Source organism: Sphingobacterium sp. SG20118 (assembly GCF_044740685.1).
GTDB lineage: Bacteria > Bacteroidota > Bacteroidia > Sphingobacteriales > Sphingobacteriaceae > Sphingobacterium.
Window position 1 is genome coordinate 327,773 of sequence record NZ_CP172826.1, and the last position, 21,730, is coordinate 349,502.

20 protein-coding genes and 3 pseudogenes are annotated in these 21,730 nt (G+C 38.0%); 11 read left to right on the forward strand and 12 right to left on the reverse strand.

Annotation, left to right across the window (positions count from 1 at the left end):
• Positions 1 to 193: 193 nt before the first annotated feature.
• The 8 genes and pseudogenes from ACFX5U_RS01625 to ACFX5U_RS01660 form a co-directional block, all read right to left on the reverse strand.
• Positions 194 to 1,177 (reverse strand): DUF6427 family protein, encoded by a 984-nt coding sequence (locus tag ACFX5U_RS01625; RefSeq protein WP_038695726.1) that lies wholly within the window; start codon positions 1,175 to 1,177, stop codon positions 194 to 196.
• Positions 1,178 to 1,300: 123 nt separating this feature from the next.
• A complete protein-coding gene (locus ACFX5U_RS01630; RefSeq protein WP_038695728.1) occupies positions 1,301 to 1,516 on the reverse strand; it encodes a CcmD family protein in 216 nt (71 codons plus the stop codon).
• Positions 1,517 to 1,545: 29 nt separating this feature from the next.
• Positions 1,546 to 2,212: pseudogene (gene ccsA, locus ACFX5U_RS01635) on the reverse strand (cytochrome c biogenesis protein CcsA).
• Between the two features lie 33 nt (positions 2,213 to 2,245).
• Positions 2,246 to 2,905, reverse strand: coding sequence for a heme exporter protein CcmB (locus ACFX5U_RS01640; protein WP_280570933.1), 660 nt, complete (start codon positions 2,903 to 2,905; stop codon positions 2,246 to 2,248).
• Positions 2,906 to 2,978: 73 nt separating this feature from the next.
• On the reverse strand, positions 2,979 to 3,386 hold the full coding sequence (locus ACFX5U_RS01645) for a hypothetical protein (protein WP_038695734.1): 408 nt from the start codon (positions 3,384 to 3,386) through the stop codon (positions 2,979 to 2,981).
• 204 nt (positions 3,387 to 3,590) lie between these two features.
• Positions 3,591 to 5,180: an ABC transporter ATP-binding protein gene (locus ACFX5U_RS01650; protein ID WP_400262332.1), complete on the reverse strand. Its 1,590-nt coding sequence runs from the start codon at positions 5,178 to 5,180 to the stop codon at positions 3,591 to 3,593.
• Between the two features lie 193 nt (positions 5,181 to 5,373).
• The gene (locus ACFX5U_RS01655; protein WP_400262333.1) at positions 5,374 to 5,898 is read right to left on the reverse strand and encodes a hypothetical protein; all 525 of its coding nucleotides are present in this window, start codon (positions 5,896 to 5,898) and stop codon (positions 5,374 to 5,376) included.
• Between the two features lie 68 nt (positions 5,899 to 5,966).
• Positions 5,967 to 6,755 (reverse strand): S-adenosyl-l-methionine hydroxide adenosyltransferase family protein, encoded by a 789-nt coding sequence (locus ACFX5U_RS01660; RefSeq protein ID WP_038695739.1) that lies wholly within the window; start codon positions 6,753 to 6,755, stop codon positions 5,967 to 5,969.
• Between the two features lie 356 nt (positions 6,756 to 7,111).
• Between ACFX5U_RS01660 and ACFX5U_RS01665 the strand changes: the two are divergent.
• The 11 genes and pseudogenes from ACFX5U_RS01665 to ACFX5U_RS01715 all read left to right on the forward strand — a co-directional run bounded on the left by ACFX5U_RS01665 (position 7,112) and on the right by ACFX5U_RS01715 (position 16,713).
• Positions 7,112 to 8,078: pseudogene (locus ACFX5U_RS01665) on the forward strand (PhoH family protein).
• Positions 8,079 to 8,145: 67 nt separating this feature from the next.
• On the forward strand, positions 8,146 to 9,096 hold the full coding sequence (locus ACFX5U_RS01670; RefSeq protein WP_280570930.1) for a phosphoribosylaminoimidazolesuccinocarboxamide synthase: 951 nt from the start codon (positions 8,146 to 8,148) through the stop codon (positions 9,094 to 9,096).
• A 17-nt stretch (positions 9,097 to 9,113) separates the two neighbouring features.
• Positions 9,114 to 9,494: an STAS domain-containing protein gene (locus ACFX5U_RS01675; protein WP_038695743.1), complete on the forward strand. Its 381-nt coding sequence runs from the start codon at positions 9,114 to 9,116 to the stop codon at positions 9,492 to 9,494.
• A 1-nt stretch (position 9,495) separates the two neighbouring features.
• Positions 9,496 to 10,407 carry a ribonuclease Z gene (locus ACFX5U_RS01680; RefSeq protein ID WP_038695745.1) on the forward strand — a complete coding sequence of 304 codons (912 nt, stop codon included), beginning with the start codon at positions 9,496 to 9,498 and terminating at the stop codon, positions 10,405 to 10,407.
• 147 nt (positions 10,408 to 10,554) lie between these two features.
• On the forward strand, positions 10,555 to 11,613 hold the full coding sequence (hisC, locus tag ACFX5U_RS01685; protein ID WP_400262334.1) for a histidinol-phosphate transaminase: 1,059 nt from the start codon (positions 10,555 to 10,557) through the stop codon (positions 11,611 to 11,613).
• Between the two features lie 4 nt (positions 11,614 to 11,617).
• Positions 11,618 to 12,757, forward strand: coding sequence for a bifunctional histidinol-phosphatase/imidazoleglycerol-phosphate dehydratase HisB (gene hisB, locus ACFX5U_RS01690; RefSeq protein WP_400262335.1), 1,140 nt, complete (start codon positions 11,618 to 11,620; stop codon positions 12,755 to 12,757).
• Between the two features lie 34 nt (positions 12,758 to 12,791).
• On the forward strand, positions 12,792 to 13,385 hold the full coding sequence (gene hisH, locus ACFX5U_RS01695) for an imidazole glycerol phosphate synthase subunit HisH (protein WP_400262336.1): 594 nt from the start codon (positions 12,792 to 12,794) through the stop codon (positions 13,383 to 13,385).
• A gap of 20 nt (positions 13,386 to 13,405) precedes the next feature.
• Positions 13,406 to 14,158 (forward strand): HisA/HisF-related TIM barrel protein, encoded by a 753-nt coding sequence (locus tag ACFX5U_RS01700; protein ID WP_400262337.1) that lies wholly within the window; start codon positions 13,406 to 13,408, stop codon positions 14,156 to 14,158.
• Between the two features lie 2 nt (positions 14,159 to 14,160).
• On the forward strand, positions 14,161 to 14,913 hold the full coding sequence (gene hisF / locus ACFX5U_RS01705) for an imidazole glycerol phosphate synthase subunit HisF (protein WP_038695752.1): 753 nt from the start codon (positions 14,161 to 14,163) through the stop codon (positions 14,911 to 14,913).
• Between the two features lie 78 nt (positions 14,914 to 14,991).
• Complete coding sequence (gene hisIE, locus ACFX5U_RS01710; protein WP_280571760.1) at positions 14,992 to 15,588, forward strand: bifunctional phosphoribosyl-AMP cyclohydrolase/phosphoribosyl-ATP diphosphatase HisIE; 597 nt, start codon at positions 14,992 to 14,994, stop codon at positions 15,586 to 15,588.
• A 204-nt stretch (positions 15,589 to 15,792) separates the two neighbouring features.
• The gene (locus tag ACFX5U_RS01715) at positions 15,793 to 16,713 is read left to right on the forward strand and encodes a WD40 repeat domain-containing protein (RefSeq protein ID WP_038695754.1); all 921 of its coding nucleotides are present in this window, start codon (positions 15,793 to 15,795) and stop codon (positions 16,711 to 16,713) included.
• A 14-nt stretch (positions 16,714 to 16,727) separates the two neighbouring features.
• Here the strand turns inward: ACFX5U_RS01715 and ACFX5U_RS01720 are convergent.
• From ACFX5U_RS01720 to dacB, 4 genes and pseudogenes are all read right to left on the reverse strand, one after another.
• Positions 16,728 to 17,199: pseudogene (locus tag ACFX5U_RS01720) on the reverse strand (GAF domain-containing protein).
• Positions 17,200 to 17,267: 68 nt separating this feature from the next.
• Complete coding sequence (gene ruvA, locus ACFX5U_RS01725; RefSeq protein ID WP_038695758.1) at positions 17,268 to 17,849, reverse strand: Holliday junction branch migration protein RuvA; 582 nt, start codon at positions 17,847 to 17,849, stop codon at positions 17,268 to 17,270.
• A gap of 18 nt (positions 17,850 to 17,867) precedes the next feature.
• Entirely contained in the window at positions 17,868 to 20,147 is a 2,280-nt protein-coding gene (locus ACFX5U_RS01730) for an NADP-dependent malic enzyme (protein WP_038695760.1), read from the reverse strand.
• 110 nt (positions 20,148 to 20,257) lie between these two features.
• The gene (gene dacB, locus ACFX5U_RS01735; protein WP_400262338.1) at positions 20,258 to 21,679 is read right to left on the reverse strand and encodes a D-alanyl-D-alanine carboxypeptidase/D-alanyl-D-alanine-endopeptidase; all 1,422 of its coding nucleotides are present in this window, start codon (positions 21,677 to 21,679) and stop codon (positions 20,258 to 20,260) included.
• Between the last annotated feature and the right edge of the window lie 51 nt (positions 21,680 to 21,730).

Sequence of the window (21,730 nt, forward strand, 5' to 3'; positions counted from 1 at the left end):
TTATATAAATAATAATATTAAAGTTTTGTGTTTCAAAGATTCTAAATTTATGGAAAAGATCGGTATAACGGGTTAAAAATCTATTCCAATTTATATTTCAAGATGATCTTCTCAGCATACAAAACTATTTAATTTTTGTGACCTTGTAGAGTTGATTTTGTTAAAAAAGGTTAAACTACTGATTGTTAAAATTTTAGAAAAACTGAAAATACAGAATTGTTAAAATAATGATAGCATAAACACTCTCGAAAATCCATTTTTTCTTGGCATGTGTAAAATAATAAGCCATGTATATCGCTAATGGTGGAGCACATAACAAAAAATGTGTCTCTGTGATTTGTTTATTCCAGTAGAATGAAGCGAAAGCCAAAATGAACATGAAAAATAAAAGCTGAAATGATTTTCGAATATGGACCACGCTCCTGAAGAAATTATCTTTTAGAATTGCTAGAAAGAGAATCAAGTTAAATACAATGGGAATAAGAACCAAGTAATCATGGAATTCCATGCTGATTGTGGTCGGAAACGTGTTGGTCAATGGAAGCCAGATGCTGTAAAAATCTTGAAATCTTCCTAACCATAGGTAGATTACCGCGAGAACAAAATAAATCGTTATAAACCCCAATAATGGAGAGGCCCATTCGCGCCAATTAAATGGTCTAAAAATGATGAGACTGATCCAAAGTAATAGAAACATGATAATAAAAGGGAAGTAAATCAAACTCCCTATGGCGACTATCATGCCCAAGTCGAACATGAGCGCTTTGATATCATGTTGTCTGTATAGACTCAATAACTTGCTCAACATCCAAACGGATATAAAGTTACAGATCAGTGTTGGAGAAATGACCAAGAAAGGTAAGAACAAACTCGCTAAAGTGAGGTACATCAGTGCAACCAAGAAACTAGGTTTTCCCAATAAATTGAAGTGACCGATAACACGATTGATGATGGTTGCCTGGATGATGGTCAAGCCCAAAGTCACCATTACATTCATTTGAGGAGAAAGGGTGTTGATTCCGTCTTTCCCCAATAAGTTGCCGAGAGCAGGCTCAAAAAGAATAGGAGTAAGACGCTCAGGTAGATGAATGAATACACCGAAACATAGGAGAAATCCGATGAGGATTAAAAATAAGATATTGATGGGGGTGTATTTCCTAAATTGACTGATAATCATGTATGTCCTTTTCCATTTATGAGCTACAATATTACTATTTTATTCCGAATTAGATTTGCTAAAACCAACAATGCCATCATATTTTGATATGATAGCATTGTTTAAATAAATCTTTTATAGCAGTTATTTTTGATCTTGACGTTTCTCTAATCGTGTTATTTTACGATCTAAAATAAATAGATAAGCTGCTACTCCAAAGAACAATACAAGCATAACCAAGACAACAACGTATATTTTACCTGAACTTCTTAGTCCAGTTGCCATATCGATATCGCCTTGTGCAAAGATGTTCAATGTAGTCATCATTACTAGAGCGATTGAAAGTGATAACTTTTTCATATCAAGTGTAATAAGTTTTTTAATAAAAATTAATTAATTTCATTTTGTTTGCTTTCAATCAGGCGCATGCGGTAACGCAGTGAGCACATCCAAGAGCCAATTAAAATCCAGCCAATGATAGACGTATAGAATACCGGGCGTAACTGATTGTTCATGTCTAAATTGCTGAATGCCGTGTTACCACCACTTCCTGGGTGTAGGGAGTCGGTCAATTTTGGTAAGATATAAAGCAATACTACCATGATAGGGAAAGCGAAAATATTATAGACTGCTGATATTTTTGCTCTTTTCTGTTCCTCTTCCAGTGCATTTCTTAACACCAGATAAGCGAGGTACATAAGAGTTGCAATTGCGGATCCATTTAATTTAGGGTCATTAGGCCATGGTTTCACCCCAAGTAATATTAGCCCAAAGCATTCCCGTGGCTAAGCCCATTAAGCAAAATGTAATCCCAGTATTCACGGCCTCTACCGCTAATAAATCATATTCTTGTTTACCCGTGTTGAGGTATTTGATACTGTAGATAACAGATATTAAATAAAGGAAAAGCATCGCGAACCACATCGGGACATGGAAATAAACATTTCGGATGGTTTCATGAAGAAGGAATAAGGCAGGTACTGGTCCAAGTAGACCTGCAATTATGACTAATGAAATTAAGACTACTGCTAAAATTTTCCACCAAATTTTTCTCATTATTATGAATATTTAAAAACTGAAACTGTGCAATTAATCACGCCAAAGGTAAGGAAATAACAATAAAGAAATAGTGATGGTGATGATATTAATTGCAATTAAAACGACGATTTCATTTATACTTTGCGCCCTGTCCAATCCCTGCATTGCATTCTGCGAGAGCTTAATCAATACGATAAGAAGGGGGATAATGACCGGAAAACTTAAGATGGCCATGAGGGTACTATTGTTGCCGGCTTTTGAAGTAATGCCCGAAACCATCGTGAAGACAGATGCGAAACTGATACTACCAAGAATGACCGCGAAAAAATATAATGCAGGATCTCCTAATGGGGTTCTAAAAACCATAGAATAGGTTACAAAAGCAATAATAGCTAAAAATGCCATTATAAACATGTTGTAAAAGATTTTGGAAAGGATAATTGCTCTGGGGCTTACAATAGCATAGTAATAGAGCTGACGTTGTTGGCTTTCTTGGACAAAACTTTTGTTTATGGCATTGATTGATGCAAAAAGCATGATGATCCAAAAGAGGGCATTCCATATGGTAGCATCTACAGATTTGAATGCTTGGTAGCAAACAAATACTGTAGATATTACATATAGTAAAATGCTATTAATGGCGTATTTAGAGCGCCATTCAAGTGTAGCATCTTTATAAATTAAAGTTTTTACCTGTTGTAGTAAATTCATACAGCGCAAAGATACAAATGAATTGTAATAAGCTGAATGAATAGTGCAACGAGGAAGTAAATTTTAAGGGCGATTATGCGTTATCAACTTTTCTTTTTGCAGTATCAACAGCATCATCAACCTGATCAACCAATTTTTTTGCTGAATGATTGGTACTGTCCAAAGCATCTCTACCAACTTCTTTTGCTTTGTTTTTTAATGATGCTAAATCATCAGATGCTCTATGTGTAAGGTCGTCAAATTTTTCTGATGCCTTGTCTTTTAATGCGTGCAATTCTTCAGAAGCTTGACTTGCTAATTTACGAGCTCTTTTAGCTTCTCTTTTTGAAACATCTTTTAGCGAACGAGTGAGATCTTTAATACCGTCATTAGCACGACTTAATTGTTTTTTACCATCATCAGTACCTAACAGGTACCATGCTGCAGCACCTGCTGCTAAACCTACCAGTGCAAATGCTACTAATCCATTTTTATTTTTCATAACGCTCAAATTTTATATACTTCTTTCAACTATGATACCAAATTAACAGCTCTGGATGATAAAAGTTTTCAAAACGCTATTAAATTAACATTTTTTTACAATTGAACTTGCTGTTTCGACTGTAAGGAGTAGAGATGATGATACAGGCCACTTCCTTTGCTCATGAGTTCGATATGGTTGCCAGATTCGGAAACAGTTCCGTTTTCAATAACCATAATTTGATCTGAGTCTACAATTGTGGACAATCGATGTGCAATGATGATGGAAGTTTCTGCCCCTCATTAATTCTTCTAGCGCCAGTTGTACTTGTCTTTCTGATTCTGAATCTAACGATGAAGTCGCCTCGTCAAGGATTAAGATCGCTGGGTCTTTCAATAAGGCTCGTGCAATTGCAATACGTTGTCGCTGACCGCCTGAAAGTTTCACCCCTCTTTCACCTACAAGTGTATCATATCCTTCTGGAAAGTTCATGATAAAATCGTGGGCATGGGCTCGTTTTGCAGCAGTGATGATATGGTCTGCTTCAGCATCCAATCGGCCGTAAGCAATGTTTTCACGAATAGTGCCACCAAATAATAAGACATCTTGGGGTACAATAGCCACTTGATTACGGATATCGGATAATAAGTAATCAGCACTGCTCATACCGTCATAAAGGATTTCTCCACCATCGGGTTTGTAAAATTGAAGTATCAAAGACGCGATTGTAGATTTTCCAATACCACTTGGGCCTACAATGGCTATTTTTTGACCCGCTTTAGCATGAAAAGTAAGGTCTTTTAAAATTTTAATATCCGGTCTACTTGGATAGGAAAATGATACCTTATTAAAGGTCAGGTCACCATGGAAATGTTTTCGGATTTCTTTTGACGTTTCATCGATCAGGATATCCTCTTGGTCTTCCTGTAAGATTTCAAGTATACGTTCACTTGCTCCAAGTGCTTTCTGGATATTGGCATATAACTCAGGGAAACTGCCCATTGAGCCTGCGACAAACATGGAGTAAAGGATATAGGTGGTTAAACCACCAACGGTCATTTCTCCTAAAAATACGAGTGTCGAGCCATACCAGATAACAGCAATGACAGCTCCAAAAATACAGAAGATGATAAAAGAAGCGAATGCTCCTCTGTAGGTTGCTCCCTTAACTGCGAGGCTAACTACAGCATCGAGTCTATTGGTGTATCTTTTAGTTTCGTAATATTCGTTGACAAAGGCCTTGACGTTGCTGATGCCTTGTAGTGTTTCTTGGACGATGGTATTGGATTCTGCCAGCTTATCCTGTGCTTGGCGGGATAGATTACGGATAAATTTACCGAAGACTATCGCAGTAACAACTAATATCGGCAAAATACAGAGATTCATTAAGGCCAATTTTGGCGAAACATATACCAATAATGCAACACCGAATGCTAAACTGATACATTGTCTCAATATTTCAGCTAATGTGGTTGTCATGGTATCCTGTATCTGCGCCAAGTCTGCAGATAGTCTACTGTTTAATTCTCCAACACGACGATTTGCAAAGAATTCCATGGGAAGAGATATCAATTTTTGATAGGAATCTCGGCGAATACTAGCCAGAGCCCTCTCTGCTATTTCTACAAATAGTCGGATCCTAAAAAATGAGACAATCGACATGAAAGTTAGAATGGCAAAAGCAATAGCGCCAATTTCAAATACATTAGCAGGTAACCATTCGTATTTTTGGTTTCCCTCCGCCGCATCAATCATAGCACCCAAAAGTGCCGGAAACGTCAACATTGCTAAACTAGAAAGAATTAAAAAAAGCATGCCCAACAGAAACTTCGTTCTATATGGTTTTAGATAGGAAAGTATCTGAGACGCTTTTTTTAATAATTCCTTATTAAGTTTCGGTTTGGGTAGTTTCTTCTTCTTGCTTATTTCCGCTGTTAAATCCTCTTGCCATAAATCATCAATTTAATATTGAGACTTGCAAAAGTAACGACTCTTGATTGATGACTTATCATCGTTTAGTAATTTTTTGGTTTTGGAATAATAAATAACCCAGAACAGCAATGATAGCGAGTGCTATGTATAGAAAGATATTTGTGTTATGATCGCTTCCTTCTATTTTTTCGAGCTCCTTTTTTAATTTTTCGTTCTCTTTTTGCAACTTATTGATTGTGCCAATATAAGCAGACACCTGTTTGTCATACTCTACTGCGAGATTTTGAAATTTCTGTTTTTCATCATCTTTGATATTAATCAGTCTACGCGTTTCAAGGAAAATATTATTGTCTGTGATGACGATATTTTTTAATATATCAACGGTCTTCTGCATATCATCTTTCGATTTGAATAAGCCGAAGATGGCTGTCTTCTTTTCTAAGCTGAGGTCGTATTCGCTGAATTTTACTTTTCGGTCTTCGATGAGTTTGTTGACACGCAAGCGTTGCGCTTCATAGGAAGTCGAATCTGCGTTTTGTCCAAAGGCAGATAAACTTGTTAAAAAAAGTATAAGTAATGAAAATCGTTGTAATAACTGCATGTTGTGTTATTTTTAAATCTTCGGTATGACAAACAAACTTACTGAAAGTTTAATCACCCGGATAGGGGTCAATTGTTGAATTCAATCCGAATGATGTGCGATTCGTCGTCAAATAGACCTAATAGTTGACTCGCATTTGCTTTGTTCATAGCAATTTCTAGAAAATTGCTGATACCGAAAAGACAAAGCTTTTCGCCTTCCGTCACCTCATTATAATTCCATGAGAGGTTCGTAATTGTTTCACTTCTTTTAAAATACAGGGTAAAGCTTCTTCCTTTTTGAACACGATTGAATAGGTCCTTAGAAATGTTTGTGATCGCATTACCAAAGGCATCTACATACACGACATTTCCGCGAATGGTATCTTTGTCAAAAATAGGCTGTAAAGTCACCTTTTCTACCGTCTGTGCAATTGTGTTTCCGATTGCAGTCAGTTTACCACCTTTTGCGATATGACAGGCAGATTTTGTTAGAATATCTGCTAATGGGAAATGCAGGTAACGTAAGTCCTGTATCAAGTTGATTTCGACAAGCTCTTGAGGTTTCTCCCCATTGAGGAGCAAGCTGAAAATACCATTGTCGGCACCCACAAAAAAGTGATCATTGTACTTCATAGCTACATAACGTGAGTCCTCATGATACAAGGTATTGATTCCAATGATATGAACCGTTTTTTTTGGAAAATAATGATAGGCATTTGCCAGAACAAACGCAGCTCGTGGTATATTAAAGGCAGGTATCTCGTGTGTAATATCAACTATTCGCACATCAGGGAGTTCTGAAATCAAACTGCCCTTTAATGCTGCTTGATAGAAATCCTTATGTCCTAAATCTGTTGTTAATGTAATAACTCCCATTCTTGCTTATTCTCCCTTATGATATATCCCTAGAATTCTTTTTGTTAAGGCTTTAATTTGTAAACTCAATCCTCAAAATTAATGTAAAATTAACGCAAAAAGAAGAAAAGGTACACAAAAGTACGTAATGTGTTCTGATAAAAATAAATAGATTGATGTTATTCTATAGGATTGGTTTAATAAGCTTCTTTTTAATCTTGATACCCACCCAGATAAAATTTTAAAACGGTACTGTTTTTTTTATTTTTATTCTTAAATGTGCTGTCAATTTTAATTTTAATACTGTATTTTTGGATGTTGGTTAATGTGAGTCGTAATTTACCAATAGAGAAAGAATTCACCTTAAATTGAATGATTTGAACGAATTACAAATTACATTGGATGCAATCAATCTAGCGATTCTTTGGGGTGCTCAAAATGAGCATTTTGACTACATAAAAAAGCAATATCCCAAGTTGAGAATTGTCGCTAGAGGAAATGAGATGAAGGTGCTTGGTGATGAACAGCAACTGGAGTCATTTAAAAATTCTTTTGATGATGTACTCGGCCATTTAGAAAAGTATAATAAACTTTCTTTGATGGATTTGGAAAATCTAATGCACACTCCCTCTGGATCAGCTGCTCAAGAAGAGAAGTTGCTTGCCGAAAAGGCTGCAATATTAGGAAGCGAGCCCATTGTGTATGGACCAAACGGTATTGTCGTTCGTGCGCGTACTCCCAATCAAAGAAAGATGGTGGATAGCATCAATAAGAATGATATCCTTTTTGCCATTGGCCCCGCAGGTACAGGTAAAACCTATACCGCAGTCGCTTTAGCCGTTCGTGCTTTGCGTAACAAAGAAATCAAACGTATTATATTAACGCGACCAGCAGTAGAAGCCGGCGAGAAACCTAGGTTTTCTTCCAGGAGACTTGAAGGAAAAGGTGGATCCTTACCTTCGTCCGCTATACGATGCACTCGATGATATGATTCCACCAGAAAAATTAAAAGGGTATTTGGAGAATCGAACGATTGAGGTCGCTCCATTAGCTTTTATGCGTGGACGTACATTGGATAATTGTTTTGTGATTTTGGATGAAGCACAAAATGCAACCGATATGCAGTTGAAAATGTTTTTGACCCGTATGGGGCCAACAGCAAAATTCATTGTGACAGGTGATGTAACTCAAATTGATTTACCCAGAAAGAATCAATCCGGATTGGCTACCGCAATTAGGCTATTGGATAATATTGAAGGAATCGATATTGTTCATCTGAATGGTGCAGATGTCGTACGTCATAAACTAGTGAAGCGCATCTTGGAAGCATACGGTGATATCTAATGCTTAAACCGGAATGTTTAAGAGTTAGTGATAAAATATAAATAGTGAGAGAACACCCATTCAAGATATGAACGCGATAAAAGAAACAAATTTTAATTTCGAAAATCAAACCTCTTTTTATAGAGGGAAAGTACGTGATGTGTACACCATTGCAAATGAATATTTAGCTATGGTCGCTTCCGATCGTATATCGGCATTTGATGTCGTATTGCCAAAGCCCATTCCTTATAAAGGGCAGATACTGAATCAAATTGCTGCTAAATTTTTAAAAGCTACAGCGGATATTCTGCCAAACTGGGTCGTGTCTGTTCCAGATCCGAGTGTGACTATAGGTATCATGTGCGAGCCTTTTAAGGTAGAGATGGTTATTCGTGGCTACTTATCCGGACATGCATGGCGTGAATACAGCGCTGGTAGACGAACAGTATGCGGTGAATCATTGCCTGAAGGATTGAAAGAAAATGATAAATTACCTGTGCCGATCATTACTCCAACTACCAAAGCTGCCGTAGGACATGATGAAGATATTTCCAGAGCTGCTATTTTGGAAAGAGGAATCGTGAGTGAAGAAGATTATATCCAGTTGGAGAACTATACCAAAGCGCTTTTTCAACGCGGTACCGAGATCGCAGCAGAAAGAGGGTTGATATTGGCGGACACCAAATATGAATTTGGAAAAAAAGATGGGCAGATAATTTTGATTGACGAAATCCATAGCCCCGATTCTTCTCGTTATTTTTATGCAGAAGGTTATGCAGAACGTCAGGAAAATGGTGAAGCGCAAAAGCAGTTATCAAAAGAATTTGTGCGTAAATGGCTAATCGAAAATGGATTTCAAGGTAAAGATGGACAACAAGTTCCAGAAATGACCGATGAAATAATTAAATCAATTTCTGAGCGATATATCGAACTTTATGAGCATATTGTAGGCGAGAAGTTCGTGTATCCAAACCAAGAGGACGTTTTGCAACGTGTAGAACGGAATGTTTCACAAGCTTTAAAAGAACTAAAATACTAAAGGAAAGGACCTGAATTATGAAATATACGATTGATAAGCATGACCGTTATATTGTGATAGAACCACTTTGCGATATTCTCGATGCTGAAAAAGCGATTAAATTGAAGGGGGAATTCTTATTGAGAAATACGGTGGGTCAACGTAATATCATATTAGACCTATCAAATGTTCGTAAAATAGATGAGAGCAGTATTCGATTGGCTTTATTGGCCAATCGTCTGTGTGATTCAAGCGGCGGGCTTTTTATTCTAGCAAATTTAGATTCAGAAGTGCTCGACCTTTTGGAGATGTCCCATATGCAAAGAAGTTTTACAATTGTCAATTCCGTCAAAGATGCGGAAGAACGTGTTTTTGCACACGAGATAGAAATGGATTATAGAGGAGAGAAAGAAAAATAATATGCGCTTTGAAGTTTTGATTTTAGGGAATAGCTCCGCAACGCCTATGTATGATAGGCATCCAACGAGTCAAGTAGTAAACTTCAATGAACAATTGTTTTTAATCGATTGTGGAGAAGGCACTCAGATGCAATTGACCCGTTATGGTATTAAAAGCAATAAAATCAATCATATTTTCATCAGTCATTTGCATGGAGATCATTATCTCGGATTAGTTGGATTGTTGTCCTCCATGCATTTAATCGGTCGTAAAAGTGATCTGCATCTGTATGGACCAAAGGGACTTGATGAAATACTGGCTGTTCAGTTTCGATATTCGGAGACCACACTTCGTTATAATCTTATTTTTCATGAAACCTCCGCGGAAACGCCAGAGGTAATCTTTGAAAATCGCACACTCAAGGTCAGTACATTTCCATTGACTCACCGTATACCCTGTACCGGCTTTCGTTTTGATGAAGGGCAGCGTTCGCGCCACTTGCTGGTAGAAGAGATTGAAAAAGATGGTATCCCGGTAGCGTACTATCAACGATTAAAAAACGGGGTGGATTATGTGCGTGAAGATGGACATGTGTTTAAAGCAGATGATTACACCTTACCAGGACCCTTATCCCGTAGTTATGTCTACTGCTCAGATACCGTACGAACAGCAAATTATTTACCTTATATACAGCATGCATCATTAATGTATCATGAATCTACCTTTCTCCATGAAATGGTAGACCGTGCTAAAGAAACGTTTCATACCACTGCTTTGGAAGCAGGAGAAATAGCAAAAGAAACACATGCAAGTAAGTTATTATTAGGCCATTATTCCGCACGATACAAAGATTTACAACCTTTATTGCTCGAAGCACAATCTGTTTTCCAGCAAACGATGCTATCGCAAGAAGGAAAATGGTTCTCAGTATAATGATATTCGTAAAGTATTCCACATATTTCTTCCATACAAAAAAACAAAATTACAGAAGAGAAAACGAGAACTTTGCTTAGATCCGCAATAATGATTGTGTATTTAAGCAAATTTATCTAAGTTTACGATTTTAAATTTAATAAATTAATGGACACTCCATTCAACTTAACGAAACTATTACGGGATAATATTAAAAATCTCGTACCTTATTCTTCTGCAAGAGATGAATTCAAGGGGGAAGCATCTATTTTAATCGATGCGAATGAAAACGCTTTTGGTTCACCATTAGCGCATAACTACAACCGTTATCCCGACCCTCTGCAGCATCAAGTGAAGCATAAGCTTGCGCAGATCAAAGGTGTTCCTGCAGAAAATATGTTCTTAGGTAATGGAAGCGATGAGGCCATTGATATCTTATTCCGCGCATTTTGTCGTCCTGGAATAGACAATGTAGTTTTGGTGCCGCCCACTTATGGTATGTACGAGGTGTCGGCGAATATCAATGATGTGGCATTTCGTAAAGTTAATCTAACCCTTGATTATCAATTAGATCTTCCTGCAATTGAAGCAGCAGTGGACGAGCATACCAAATTGATTTTTATCTGTTCACCGAATAATCCGACAGGTAATACGATCAATCGCCATGATATTGAAGCTATCTTAAATAACTTTGATGGTTTGGTTGTGGTGGATGAAGCATATATCAATTTTTCGCAGTCAAAATCATTTACGCAGGAATTGGCGGAATACCAAAACTTGGTCGTATTACAAACATTATCCAAAGCATGGGGACTAGCAGCCTTACGTTTGGGGATGGCTTTTGCAAGTACTGAAATTATTGCTGTATTCAATAAAATAAAGCCACCATATAACATCAATCAAGCAACTCAGGATATTGTCCTAGAGGCTTTGGAGCAAGTTGAGCAAGTGAACACTTGGATTAAACAAACTGTAGAAGAGCGAGAAAAATTAGTCCAAGAACTGCAGAGACTAGAAATGGTGCAGCACATCACTCCTTCAGATGCTAATTTTATTTTAGTGAAATTGGATGATCCAAAAGGCGTGTATGCACATTTAGTAGCGCACGGAATCATTGTCCGTGATCGGTCAAAAGTAGAGCTGTGTGAAGGATGCCTTCGTATTACAATCGGTACGCCAGCTGAAAACCGCATATTATTAGAAAAATTAACCACAATCAACATATAAAAGAATGCCTAATCAGCTTAAACGTGTATTGTTTATCGACCGCGATGGTACTTTAATTTTAGAACCAGAGGATCAACAAATTGATTCTTTTGCTAAACTTAAATTCTACCCAGGTGCATTGCAATACCTTCCACGCATTGCCAAAGAATTGGATTTCGACTTAGTTTTAGTTTCTAATCAAGACGGTCTGGGGACAGATGTACATCCGGATGAGAAATTTTGGCCAGTCCATCAATTTATTGTAGACACATTTGCCGCCGAAGGAGTTCTTTTTTCTAAAGAGCATATCGACCGCACATTTCCACATGAAAATGCTGCAACACGAAAACCAGGAATTGGTATGTTGTTGGATTATTTCGATCCTTCGAAATACAATTTAGCGCAATCTTTTGTCATCGGTGACCGTGTGAACGATGTAAAATTGGCTCAAAATTTAGGTGCAAAGGCTATTTGGTTGCGTAATAACGACGGATTAGGTGCTTTGGAAAATGTACAGATTGAAGCTGATACAATAGGTTTGGAAACAACCGATTGGAAATCCATCTATGAGTACTTGAAATTGGGAACGCGTACAGGTGAACACCACCGCAAGACCAACGAAACGGATATCTATATCAAATTGAATTTAGACGGTTCTGGAAAAGCAGATATTGAAACAGGTTTACCATTTTTTGACCATATGCTTGATCAAATTGCCCGTCACGGTGCGATAGATCTAACAGTTAAGGCAAAGGGTGATTTACATATTGATGAGCATCATACTATTGAAGATACCGGTATCGCATTGGGTGAAATATTCCTAAAAGTATTGGGAGACAAACGTGGAATTGAGCGTTATTCTTATACCTTGCCCATGGATGATTGTTTAGCGCAAGTGGCATTGGATTTTGGAGGCCGCAATTGGATTGTTTGGGATGCTGAATTTAAACGAGAGAAAATTGGTGATATGCCAACGGAAATGTTTTTCCATTTTTTCAAATCATTTTCCGATGCCTCTAAGTCAAACTTAAACATCAAGGCCGAAGGCGATAATGAACATCACAAAATCGAGGCGATATTCAAAGCTTTTGCCAAATCAATCAAAAAAGCAGTTCGCCGAGATGCTGACAATATGGAGTTGCCCAGTACAAAAGGAGTATTGTAGATAATAGATTGGAGACGATAGATTATAAAAAACAATGATAGGAATTATAAATTACGGCGCTGGTAATATTTTTTCACTGACCGCAGCTTTAGATCGGGTTGGACTTACCTATGGTATGGTCAATGCTATTGAAGAGCTCGATCAGTATGATCGTATCATTATTCCTGGTGTAGGGCATGCAGGTGCCGCAATGGAAAAATTGCGTGCTTCTGGTTTAGCAGAATGTATTCATACCATTCAAAAACCTGTATTGGGTATTTGTGTCGGGATGCAGCTATTGACTGATTTTTCCGAAGAAGGAAATGCGGATCTATTGGGTGTCGTACCCTTGAAAACCTTGCACTTTGATAAAAAAATCAAAGGGAAGGTTCCACATATGGGATGGAACAGCGTTACGATTAGAAATGACAATCCATTATTCAGCAATATAGAAGATAATGCTTATTTTTACTTTGTGCATTCCTATTTCATTGAGTATGACAAGGAATACACCGCAGCGATGTGTGACTATGGATTGCCATTTTCGGCGGCTATAGCAAAAGGGAATTTCTACGGTGTGCAATTTCATCCCGAGAAATCTGGTCAAGCTGGTGAGCAGTTATTAGTGAATTTTTCAAAATTAAGTTAGAAATAAAAAAACAGTTTACAATGTATATTATACCCGCTATTGACGTATTAGATAAGAAGGTTGTTCGTCTGAGAGAAGGAAACTACGATGATGTCACTACTTATGAAATCAGTTTAGAAGAGCAGATCGAGAAGTATCATGCAAATGGTACTGAATTGGTACATATCATTGACCTGAATGGTGCAAAAGGTGATTTTAGTAACCAAGAATATTTATTCGACATCATTCAAAAAACAGAAATGAAAATCCAATACGGTGGCGGAGTTCGCAGTATTGATAAAGTCAAAGAACTGGTTGATGCAGGTATTTACCGTGTTATCGTAGGTACACAAGCGATCACTAACCCATCTTTCTTAGAAGAGTTGAGCATCTTGAATGAAGGTAAAGTCAAATATGCGGATCATATCGTGATTGCGATTGATGTGTTGGACGAAGTGATTAAATATTCGGGTTGGTTAGAATCTTCGCCAATTAAATTAATTGAATATATTGACAAATGTCTTGCTTTAGGATTTTACCGTTTCTTATGTACAGACATCAGCAAAGATGGTAAATTAGGTGGTGCTGGAGTTGAGCTTTACAAAAAGTTGTTGGATCATTCTCCAATTATCAAATTAATTGGTTCTGGAGGTATTAGTTCTATGGCAGATATCAGCAACTTAAAAGCATTGGGTTCTATGGAATCTGTAGTTGTTGGGAAAGCCATCTATGAAAATAGAATATCAATTGAAGAAATTAAAGATTGGAATTTGAAATCGTTAATTAACTTCTAAGGATGTTGGCAAAACGTATAATTCCTTGTCTCGATGTTAAAGATGGGCGTACCGTAAAGGGCGTCAATTTTGTTGACCTACGTGACGCTGGAGATCCGGTTGAGTTGGCATGGCAATACTCCGAGCAAGGAGCAGATGAATTGGTTTTTTTAGATATAGCGGCAACACACGAAGGACGTAAGACAACCATAGACTTAGTAAAATCTGTAGCCCGTCAAATCAATATTCCATTTACTATCGGAGGTGGGATCAATGAAATGAAAGATGCAGAGGCCTTGTTGAATGCAGGAGCAGATAAGATATCAATCAATTCAGCTGCTGTTCGCAATCCACAATTGATCAATGATCTTGCTGCCGCATTTGGGGCACAATTTGTTGTTGTTGCCATCGATACGCGTTATTTAGAAGGGCAAAACTTTGTTCATTTAAGTGGAGGGCGAATCAAAACGGATATCAAGACGGAAGATTGGGTTCTCGAAGCACAAGAAAGAGGTGCAGGGGAGATATTATTGACTTCCATGGATCACGATGGTACGAAGAACGGATTTGATAATGGGCTTTTGAAAAAGATAAATGACTCCATTCATATTCCATTGATCGCTTCAGGTGGAGCAGGTAATCAACAACATTTTGTCGATGTATTTCAACAAGCACATGTTGATGCCGCCTTGGCAGCTTCGGTATTCCATTATGGTGAAATACTGATTCCAGAATTAAAGAATACACTACGTAGTAACGGCATTGTCGTACGTTAGAAGGTTAGATAGTTAAGAAGTTAGAAGGTTAGAAGGGCTTGCAATAGTGAGTCAAAAGCTATCAGGCTTCTACACAAGATAAAAATAGAAATGTTAGATTTTTCAAAAAGTGACGGACTTGTCCCTGTGATCGTGCAAGACGCCCAAACATTAGAGGTGTTGATGCTCGGCTATATGAACGAAGAGGCATGGCAAAAAACACAAGCAGAGAAGCGTGTTACTTTTTTTTCAAGAAGTAAAAATCGTTTATGGACAAAGGGCGAAGAAAGTGGAAACTTTCTAGAAGTCGTTGGTTTGCATATTGATTGCGATAAAGATACTGTACTGATTAAAGCTAGGCCTGTTGGCCCAACTTGTCATACCGGTAGTCGCAGTTGTTTTGATACCGATTACAATCAGAATTTCCTGTTGCAGTTGGAACAAATTATCAAAAACCGTTACGAATTTCCTGCCGATGAATCATACGTGAATCGTTTACGCTCGAAGGGAATCAATAAGATAGCACAAAAAGTTGGTGAGGAAGCAGTGGAAACTGTAATTGCAGCGTTGACGGAAACTGAACACGATTTTATCAATGAAACCTCGGATTTGTTTTTTCATCTCTTGGTATTACTACGAGAGAAAGGTATTTCATTGGAAACTATCGCAAAAAACCTCGAAAGCAGACATCAATAGGAAATCCTCGGTTTTCCTATTCCATAAAAAATTGCCGTATATTTCTTCCATAACATGCTCAAAAAGCAGTGGTAAAATAAGTAATTGAGCAGCTTTCTGGTTTGCTTTTTTTAAACATTTGACAATAGACAGATTTACTATATAGCACATCGCGATGGTATATATAGTAAATTTATCTAAGTTTGTATACGGCAATTTTTTATTATGGATAAATTTGAAATAGAACTAGCAGCAACTTTAAAGGGACATCAAAATCCAATCTTCACCTTGGAGAAAGGATACTTCCCTAATACGTTTTTCTCTGGGGGAAATGATAAAGGTGTTGTAGAATGGGATTTGGAAAAGAAAACATTCAAACGTATTCTCTGTGCAGTCAGTTCTTCCATTTACGCTTTACATTTAATTCCAAATACTTCTTATTTGGCCATTGCTCTTCGGGAAGGAAAAGTTATGATAGTGGATGTCGAGCATCAAAAATTGGTTGCCAATCTAGAGGTTTCCAATAAAGCAATCTTTGCCCTTCAAAGTATTCCGACTAAGAACGAATTGGTAGCAGTAGGAGAGGATGGTATTGCCAGTGTATGGTCTCTGGCAGATTTCAAAAAGATCTATGAATTTGCTATTTCTTCCAATACGATACGGACGATAGCCTTATCCCATGATCAAAAGAAAATTGCATTCGGGGACAAAAATGGAGACTTGTTCTTGTTCTCTGCAGAAGATTACCATTTTCTTTTAGCCAATCAGAAGCACACTATGCCCATAACGAGCCTAATCTTCTCTCGGGACGACCTTCAGCTGTTAAGTGGAGCAAGAGACGCTGCTCTAAAAGTATCTGATGTAGCGACTTTAAAAGAGCAATTTGGATTCGTGCCCCATATGTTTACCGTATATGGTATTTATCCACATCCCAAATATCCAATATTTGCAACCGTGAGTCGTGACAAAACAATCAAAATCTGGGATGAGGAGGATTATGCGTTATTAAAAGTAATCAGTCGCGATAAGTTTTTCGATTCCCATACTTTATCCATCAATACAGGTCTTTGGGTTGGAGAAGATCCATACCTTTTAACAGCAGGTGATGATAAATTGATTAAAGTCTGGAAGATGACCATGTCTTAAATATGTATGATGCATTAAGACAGCAACGACACTATTTCCGTTAGGTATTGTGCATCTATCGTATCAAAAGCATCCAGCTCATCGCTGTCAACATCCAAGATACCGATGATGTTGCCATTTTTATAGATAGGGATAACAATTTCTGACTTTGATATTGAGCTGCAGGCGATATGTCCAGGAAATTCGTCTACATTCGGTACGATAATCGTTTTATTTTCTTTCCAGGCAGTTCCACAAACCCCTCGTCCATATTGGATCCGCGTACATGCTACAGGACCTTGAAAAGGAGCGAGTACCAATTGATCGTCTTCAATCAGGTAAAATCCTACCCAAAAGAAATCGAACTGTTCTTTCAATGCTGCAGCAATATTTGCAAGGTTAGCTATTTGATTTGTCTCACCAGTGATCAAACCCTTTATTTGCGGAACCAGGTTCACATATTGTTCTGCTTTGGTTTCCCTTGTTGATTGTTAAATCTTCTGCCATAAAAAAAGCGCTATTATGCTGTCCAAAGTTAACAGAATAATAGCGCTATTAAAAAATAAATAATTTTCTTACAGTTTCTTTAAAGCCATTTTAATCATGCCTTCCACCGTGAGGTTAGGGTCTGTTTGAACAACGGTATTCAAGACTTTTTCAGCAGTAGCTTTATTAAAGCCTAACATCACTAGTGCTGATAGTGCTTCGTCTGGTATGGACTGTGCCATAGGAATCGTTGACAAGGAATCTACGCCCTGTTTTTTCAATTTATCCTGTAGCTCCAAAATCAAGCGTTGTGCTGTTTTAGGACCTATTCCTTTTATTTTCTGAATCAAAGCAACCTGACCATTCACGATGGCCGATTGTATTTCTTCAGGGGTATTGGATGAAAGAATCATACGACCTGTATTGGGACCAATACCAGAAACCAAAATCAGGTTTTCGAATAATTTCTTTTCTCCTTCAGTTGCAAAACCATACAACGTATGTGCATCTTCTCTTACCTGAAAGGAGATGAATAGCTTACACTGCTCCTGGTCTTTAATTAAGGAAAAAGTATTTAAGGAAATGTGGATATAATAGCCAATCCCACCCACATCGAGAACGACGTGAGTAGGAGCTTTATGTGCTAATTTCCCATTAAAATATGCATACATATGGATATGGAAAAGTAATTAGTTACCTTGTTTTTCGTAAGATTGAACGTCTACAACAGCGATAGTCACCATATTCACGATTTCGCGAACTGAACTATCCAATTGCAATACGTGAATAGGTTTGTTCATACCCAATAAAATTGGACCTACAGCCTCAGCATCACCTACCTCTTGCAATAATTTATAAGCAATATTTCCAGACTCTAAATTCGGGAATACCAACGTATTTGCAGGTTGTCCTTTCAAAGTACTGAATGGGAAGTTTGCTTCTAGCAATTCGCTATTAAGGGCGAAGTTTGCTTGTAGATCACCGTCAGCAACAATTTCAGGATGCTCTTTGTGTACGATTTTAATCGCTTCACGTACTTTTGTTGGTGTATTTCCTTCGTTAGAACCAAAGTTAGAATAGGAAAGTAAGGCAATACGTGGACTCACGTTCATTCTTCTGACCGCTTTATCTAACAATACGGTGATATCTGCTAATTCTTTTGCAGAAGGCTCTTTGTTGACTGTTGTGTCTCCTAAGAATATCGGACCTTTTTTCGTCAACATCATGTACATCCCCGCAATACGACTACCTTCTTTAGCTCCAATAACATGGATGGCAGGCTTGATCGTGTTCGCATAGTTTTTCGTCAAACCAGAGATTAAGGTATCTGCATCTCCAAATTGTACCATACTTGCACCGAAGTAATTGCGATCAATTAAAAGCTTTTTAGCATCTAATTTTGAAAGACCACGACGTTGTCTTTTAACAAATAAATGATCGACATATTGATTTACACGTTCCGAATCTGCTTCTTCAAAAGGGTCGATGATTTGTACACCGCTCAATTCAAAACTATATTCAGCAATTAAAGCATTGATTTTAGCTTTCTTACCTAGTAAAATTGGAACTGCAATACCTTCTTCTTTTACGATTTGCGCAGCACGAAGTGTTTTATAATTATCCGCTTCAGCAAATACAACACGCTTAGGATTGCGTTTTGCTGCCATGGTCAAATTACGCATGATAGCATCATCCTGACCTAATCTTTTACGAAGTGTTTCTCTGTATTTATCCCAATCTTCAATGGTATGTTTCGCCACACCAGATTCAATTGCAGCTTTTGCTACCGCTACCGAAACTTCTGTGATCAAACGTGGGTCATTCGGTTTTGGAATAATGTAATCTGCGGAGAATTTAAGGTTACTTGTATTATAAGCTAAGTTGACTTCTTCTGGAACAGGTTGTTTAGCAAGATCGGCAATGGCTTTAGTAGCCGCTACTTTCATCTCTTCATTGATTACTGTTGCACGTACGTCTAAAGCACCACGGAAGATATAAGGGAAGCCCAGTACATTGTTTACTTGGTTCGGATAATCCGAACGGCCTGTACCCATGATTACATCGTTACGCGTAGCTAGCGCTAAATCGTAATCAATTTCTGGATTAGGGTTTGCCATCGCCAATACAATTGGTTGGTTGGCCATGGTCAATAACATCTCAGCAGTCAAGACATCAGCAGCTGAAAGCCCGATGAATACATCAGCAGCATCTACCGCATCAGCAAGCGTACGGATATCGCGATCCGTAGCATACATCGCTTTCATCGTATCCAATGTCTCGCGGTCACGACGGATAACACCTTTGCTATCCAACATGACGATATTTTCTTTTTTTGCACCTGCTGCCACATACATACCTGTACATGAAATAGCAGCTGCACCAGCACCATTCACAACGATTTTCACATCCTCAATCTTTTTACCGATCAATTCACATGCGTTGATCAAAGCTGCACAAGAAATAATAGCCGTACCATGTTGGTCATCGTGCATCACTGGAATATTCATTTCCTCTTTTAAACGTCTTTCGATTTCAAAACACTCTGGTGCTTTAATATCTTCCAGGTTGATTCCTCCAAAAGTAGGTTCCATTGCCTTTACGATATTGACGAATTCATCAACATTCTTGGTGTCAAGTTCGATATCAAAAACATCGATATCAGCAAAGATTTTAAATAACAAACCTTTACCCTCCATCACAGGCTTACCAGCTACAGCTCCGATATCACCAAGACCTAATACTGCGGTACCATTACTAATTACTGCAACTAAATTACCTTTTGCGGTATATTTATAAGCGTCTTCATTATTTGCAGCGATAGCTAAACAAGGTTCAGCAACCCCAGGTGAATAAGCTAGCGATAAGTCTCTTTGAGAATTTGTTGGCTTAGTGGGCACAACTGCTATTTTACCAGGTCTACCCTTTGAGTGGTAGTCTAATGCTGCTTGTTTACGATTTACATTACTCATTTTAATTCTTATTATATAGTGCTAGTTTGTTCAACTTAGGTTACAAATGTATCATTCTTTTTTTGAGAAAGAAACGATAAATAGTCAAAAATTTATTCTGAAGTGTCAATTTATTTGAGGACGTCCAACAGTGTGAACATACGTTTGCGCATCGCACTACTGGACCCCGAGTAGTTGTTTATCAAAAGAGCGAATGTGAATTTTTCACCCGAGCTATTTTGATGGATACCAGTATAGCCCAAGGCCCCGTTAATCGTACCACTTTTCATTTTCATGTTATTGTATTCAGGTAAGCTTTTGTAAAATTCCGGAAACCACGATTGCGATTGTGCATACTGCATGATTTTCGCCATTGCAGCGGTGGTGACACGATTCTGGGGAGATAGCCCCGATCCATCTTGATTATTGAGTTCGCTACTACTGATCTGCAATTTATTCTCCCAATATTTCTGTATCAAGGAAGTTCCTTCATTTGTTTCTGTTTTTTGAGCCGTCTGATAGGCAATTGCTTTTACTAACGCTTCGCCATAGAGGTTGATACTTTTCTGATTAAACCAATAGATGATGTTCGCTAAGTCGGGCGATTCATGCGTATCCAAAAGTTGTTTCGCAATATTTGTCGATGCGATAGCTTTGCCGTTGCTGGGTGGTTCAGCAGTTTTGATGCCCACATGTGATAAAGCCTTTGACAGTTGAAAGGCAACATCATAGGCCGGGTCAGGTACGGAAATTTCAATCGTTTTTTTGAGGTCCAATCCGTATGTTCCCCTGATGTAGATATTAGAAGCATAGGGGCCTGAATACGCATACACATTATCTCCGGATCCATTTTTACCGGTAGAAACTTCATTGACGATTTTTAGATAAGAAAGATCTGCTGTCAATTTTTCAATTGTAGCAGGTTTACCAATCGTGCTGTTCGGATTGAATACCACACCAACGGCATTTTCGCGCCAATTTAACGAAGATACACCAGCTCCATAATAGTTGCCGATATCTGACCAGATCCATCCACCTGGGACTTGATAACCCCCATATCGGCTATCGTCGCCAATGATACGTCCTTGGATTTCTTTAATGCCTGCACTTTGGATCGTATAGATCCATTTGTTTAGCAATTGTTCTTCTTGCGATTCAGGATAACGGTTGCTACCTAAGGTAGGATCTCCGCTTCCTTCGATGATAATATCGCCATGTAATACGCCACCAGCTTGAATAGATCCGGTATAATATAAATTGGTTTTAAATTTAAAATCCTTCCCCAAAATATCGAACGCCGTTGCTGCGGTGATAATTTTCATTGTCGATGCCGTTGCTAAGCCGACCTGTTGGTTCTGTTGGAAAATGGGCTCTCCGGTATTGGCATTCAATACCGTCAATGAAACTGTCCCATTTTTTAAAGCTGGGTCTTTTTCAAACTGACGATAAGCTTCTTCAATTTTGCTTTTGGAGGTTGATTGTGGAAATGCAGGTGTACTGCATAGGGGTAATATAAATATACTAAGAAGGGTAAAGGTTGCACTGATTTTCATTAATTATAATCTTTCTGTTTTCATAAAGATACTGTTGTTTGGTCAAAAGTG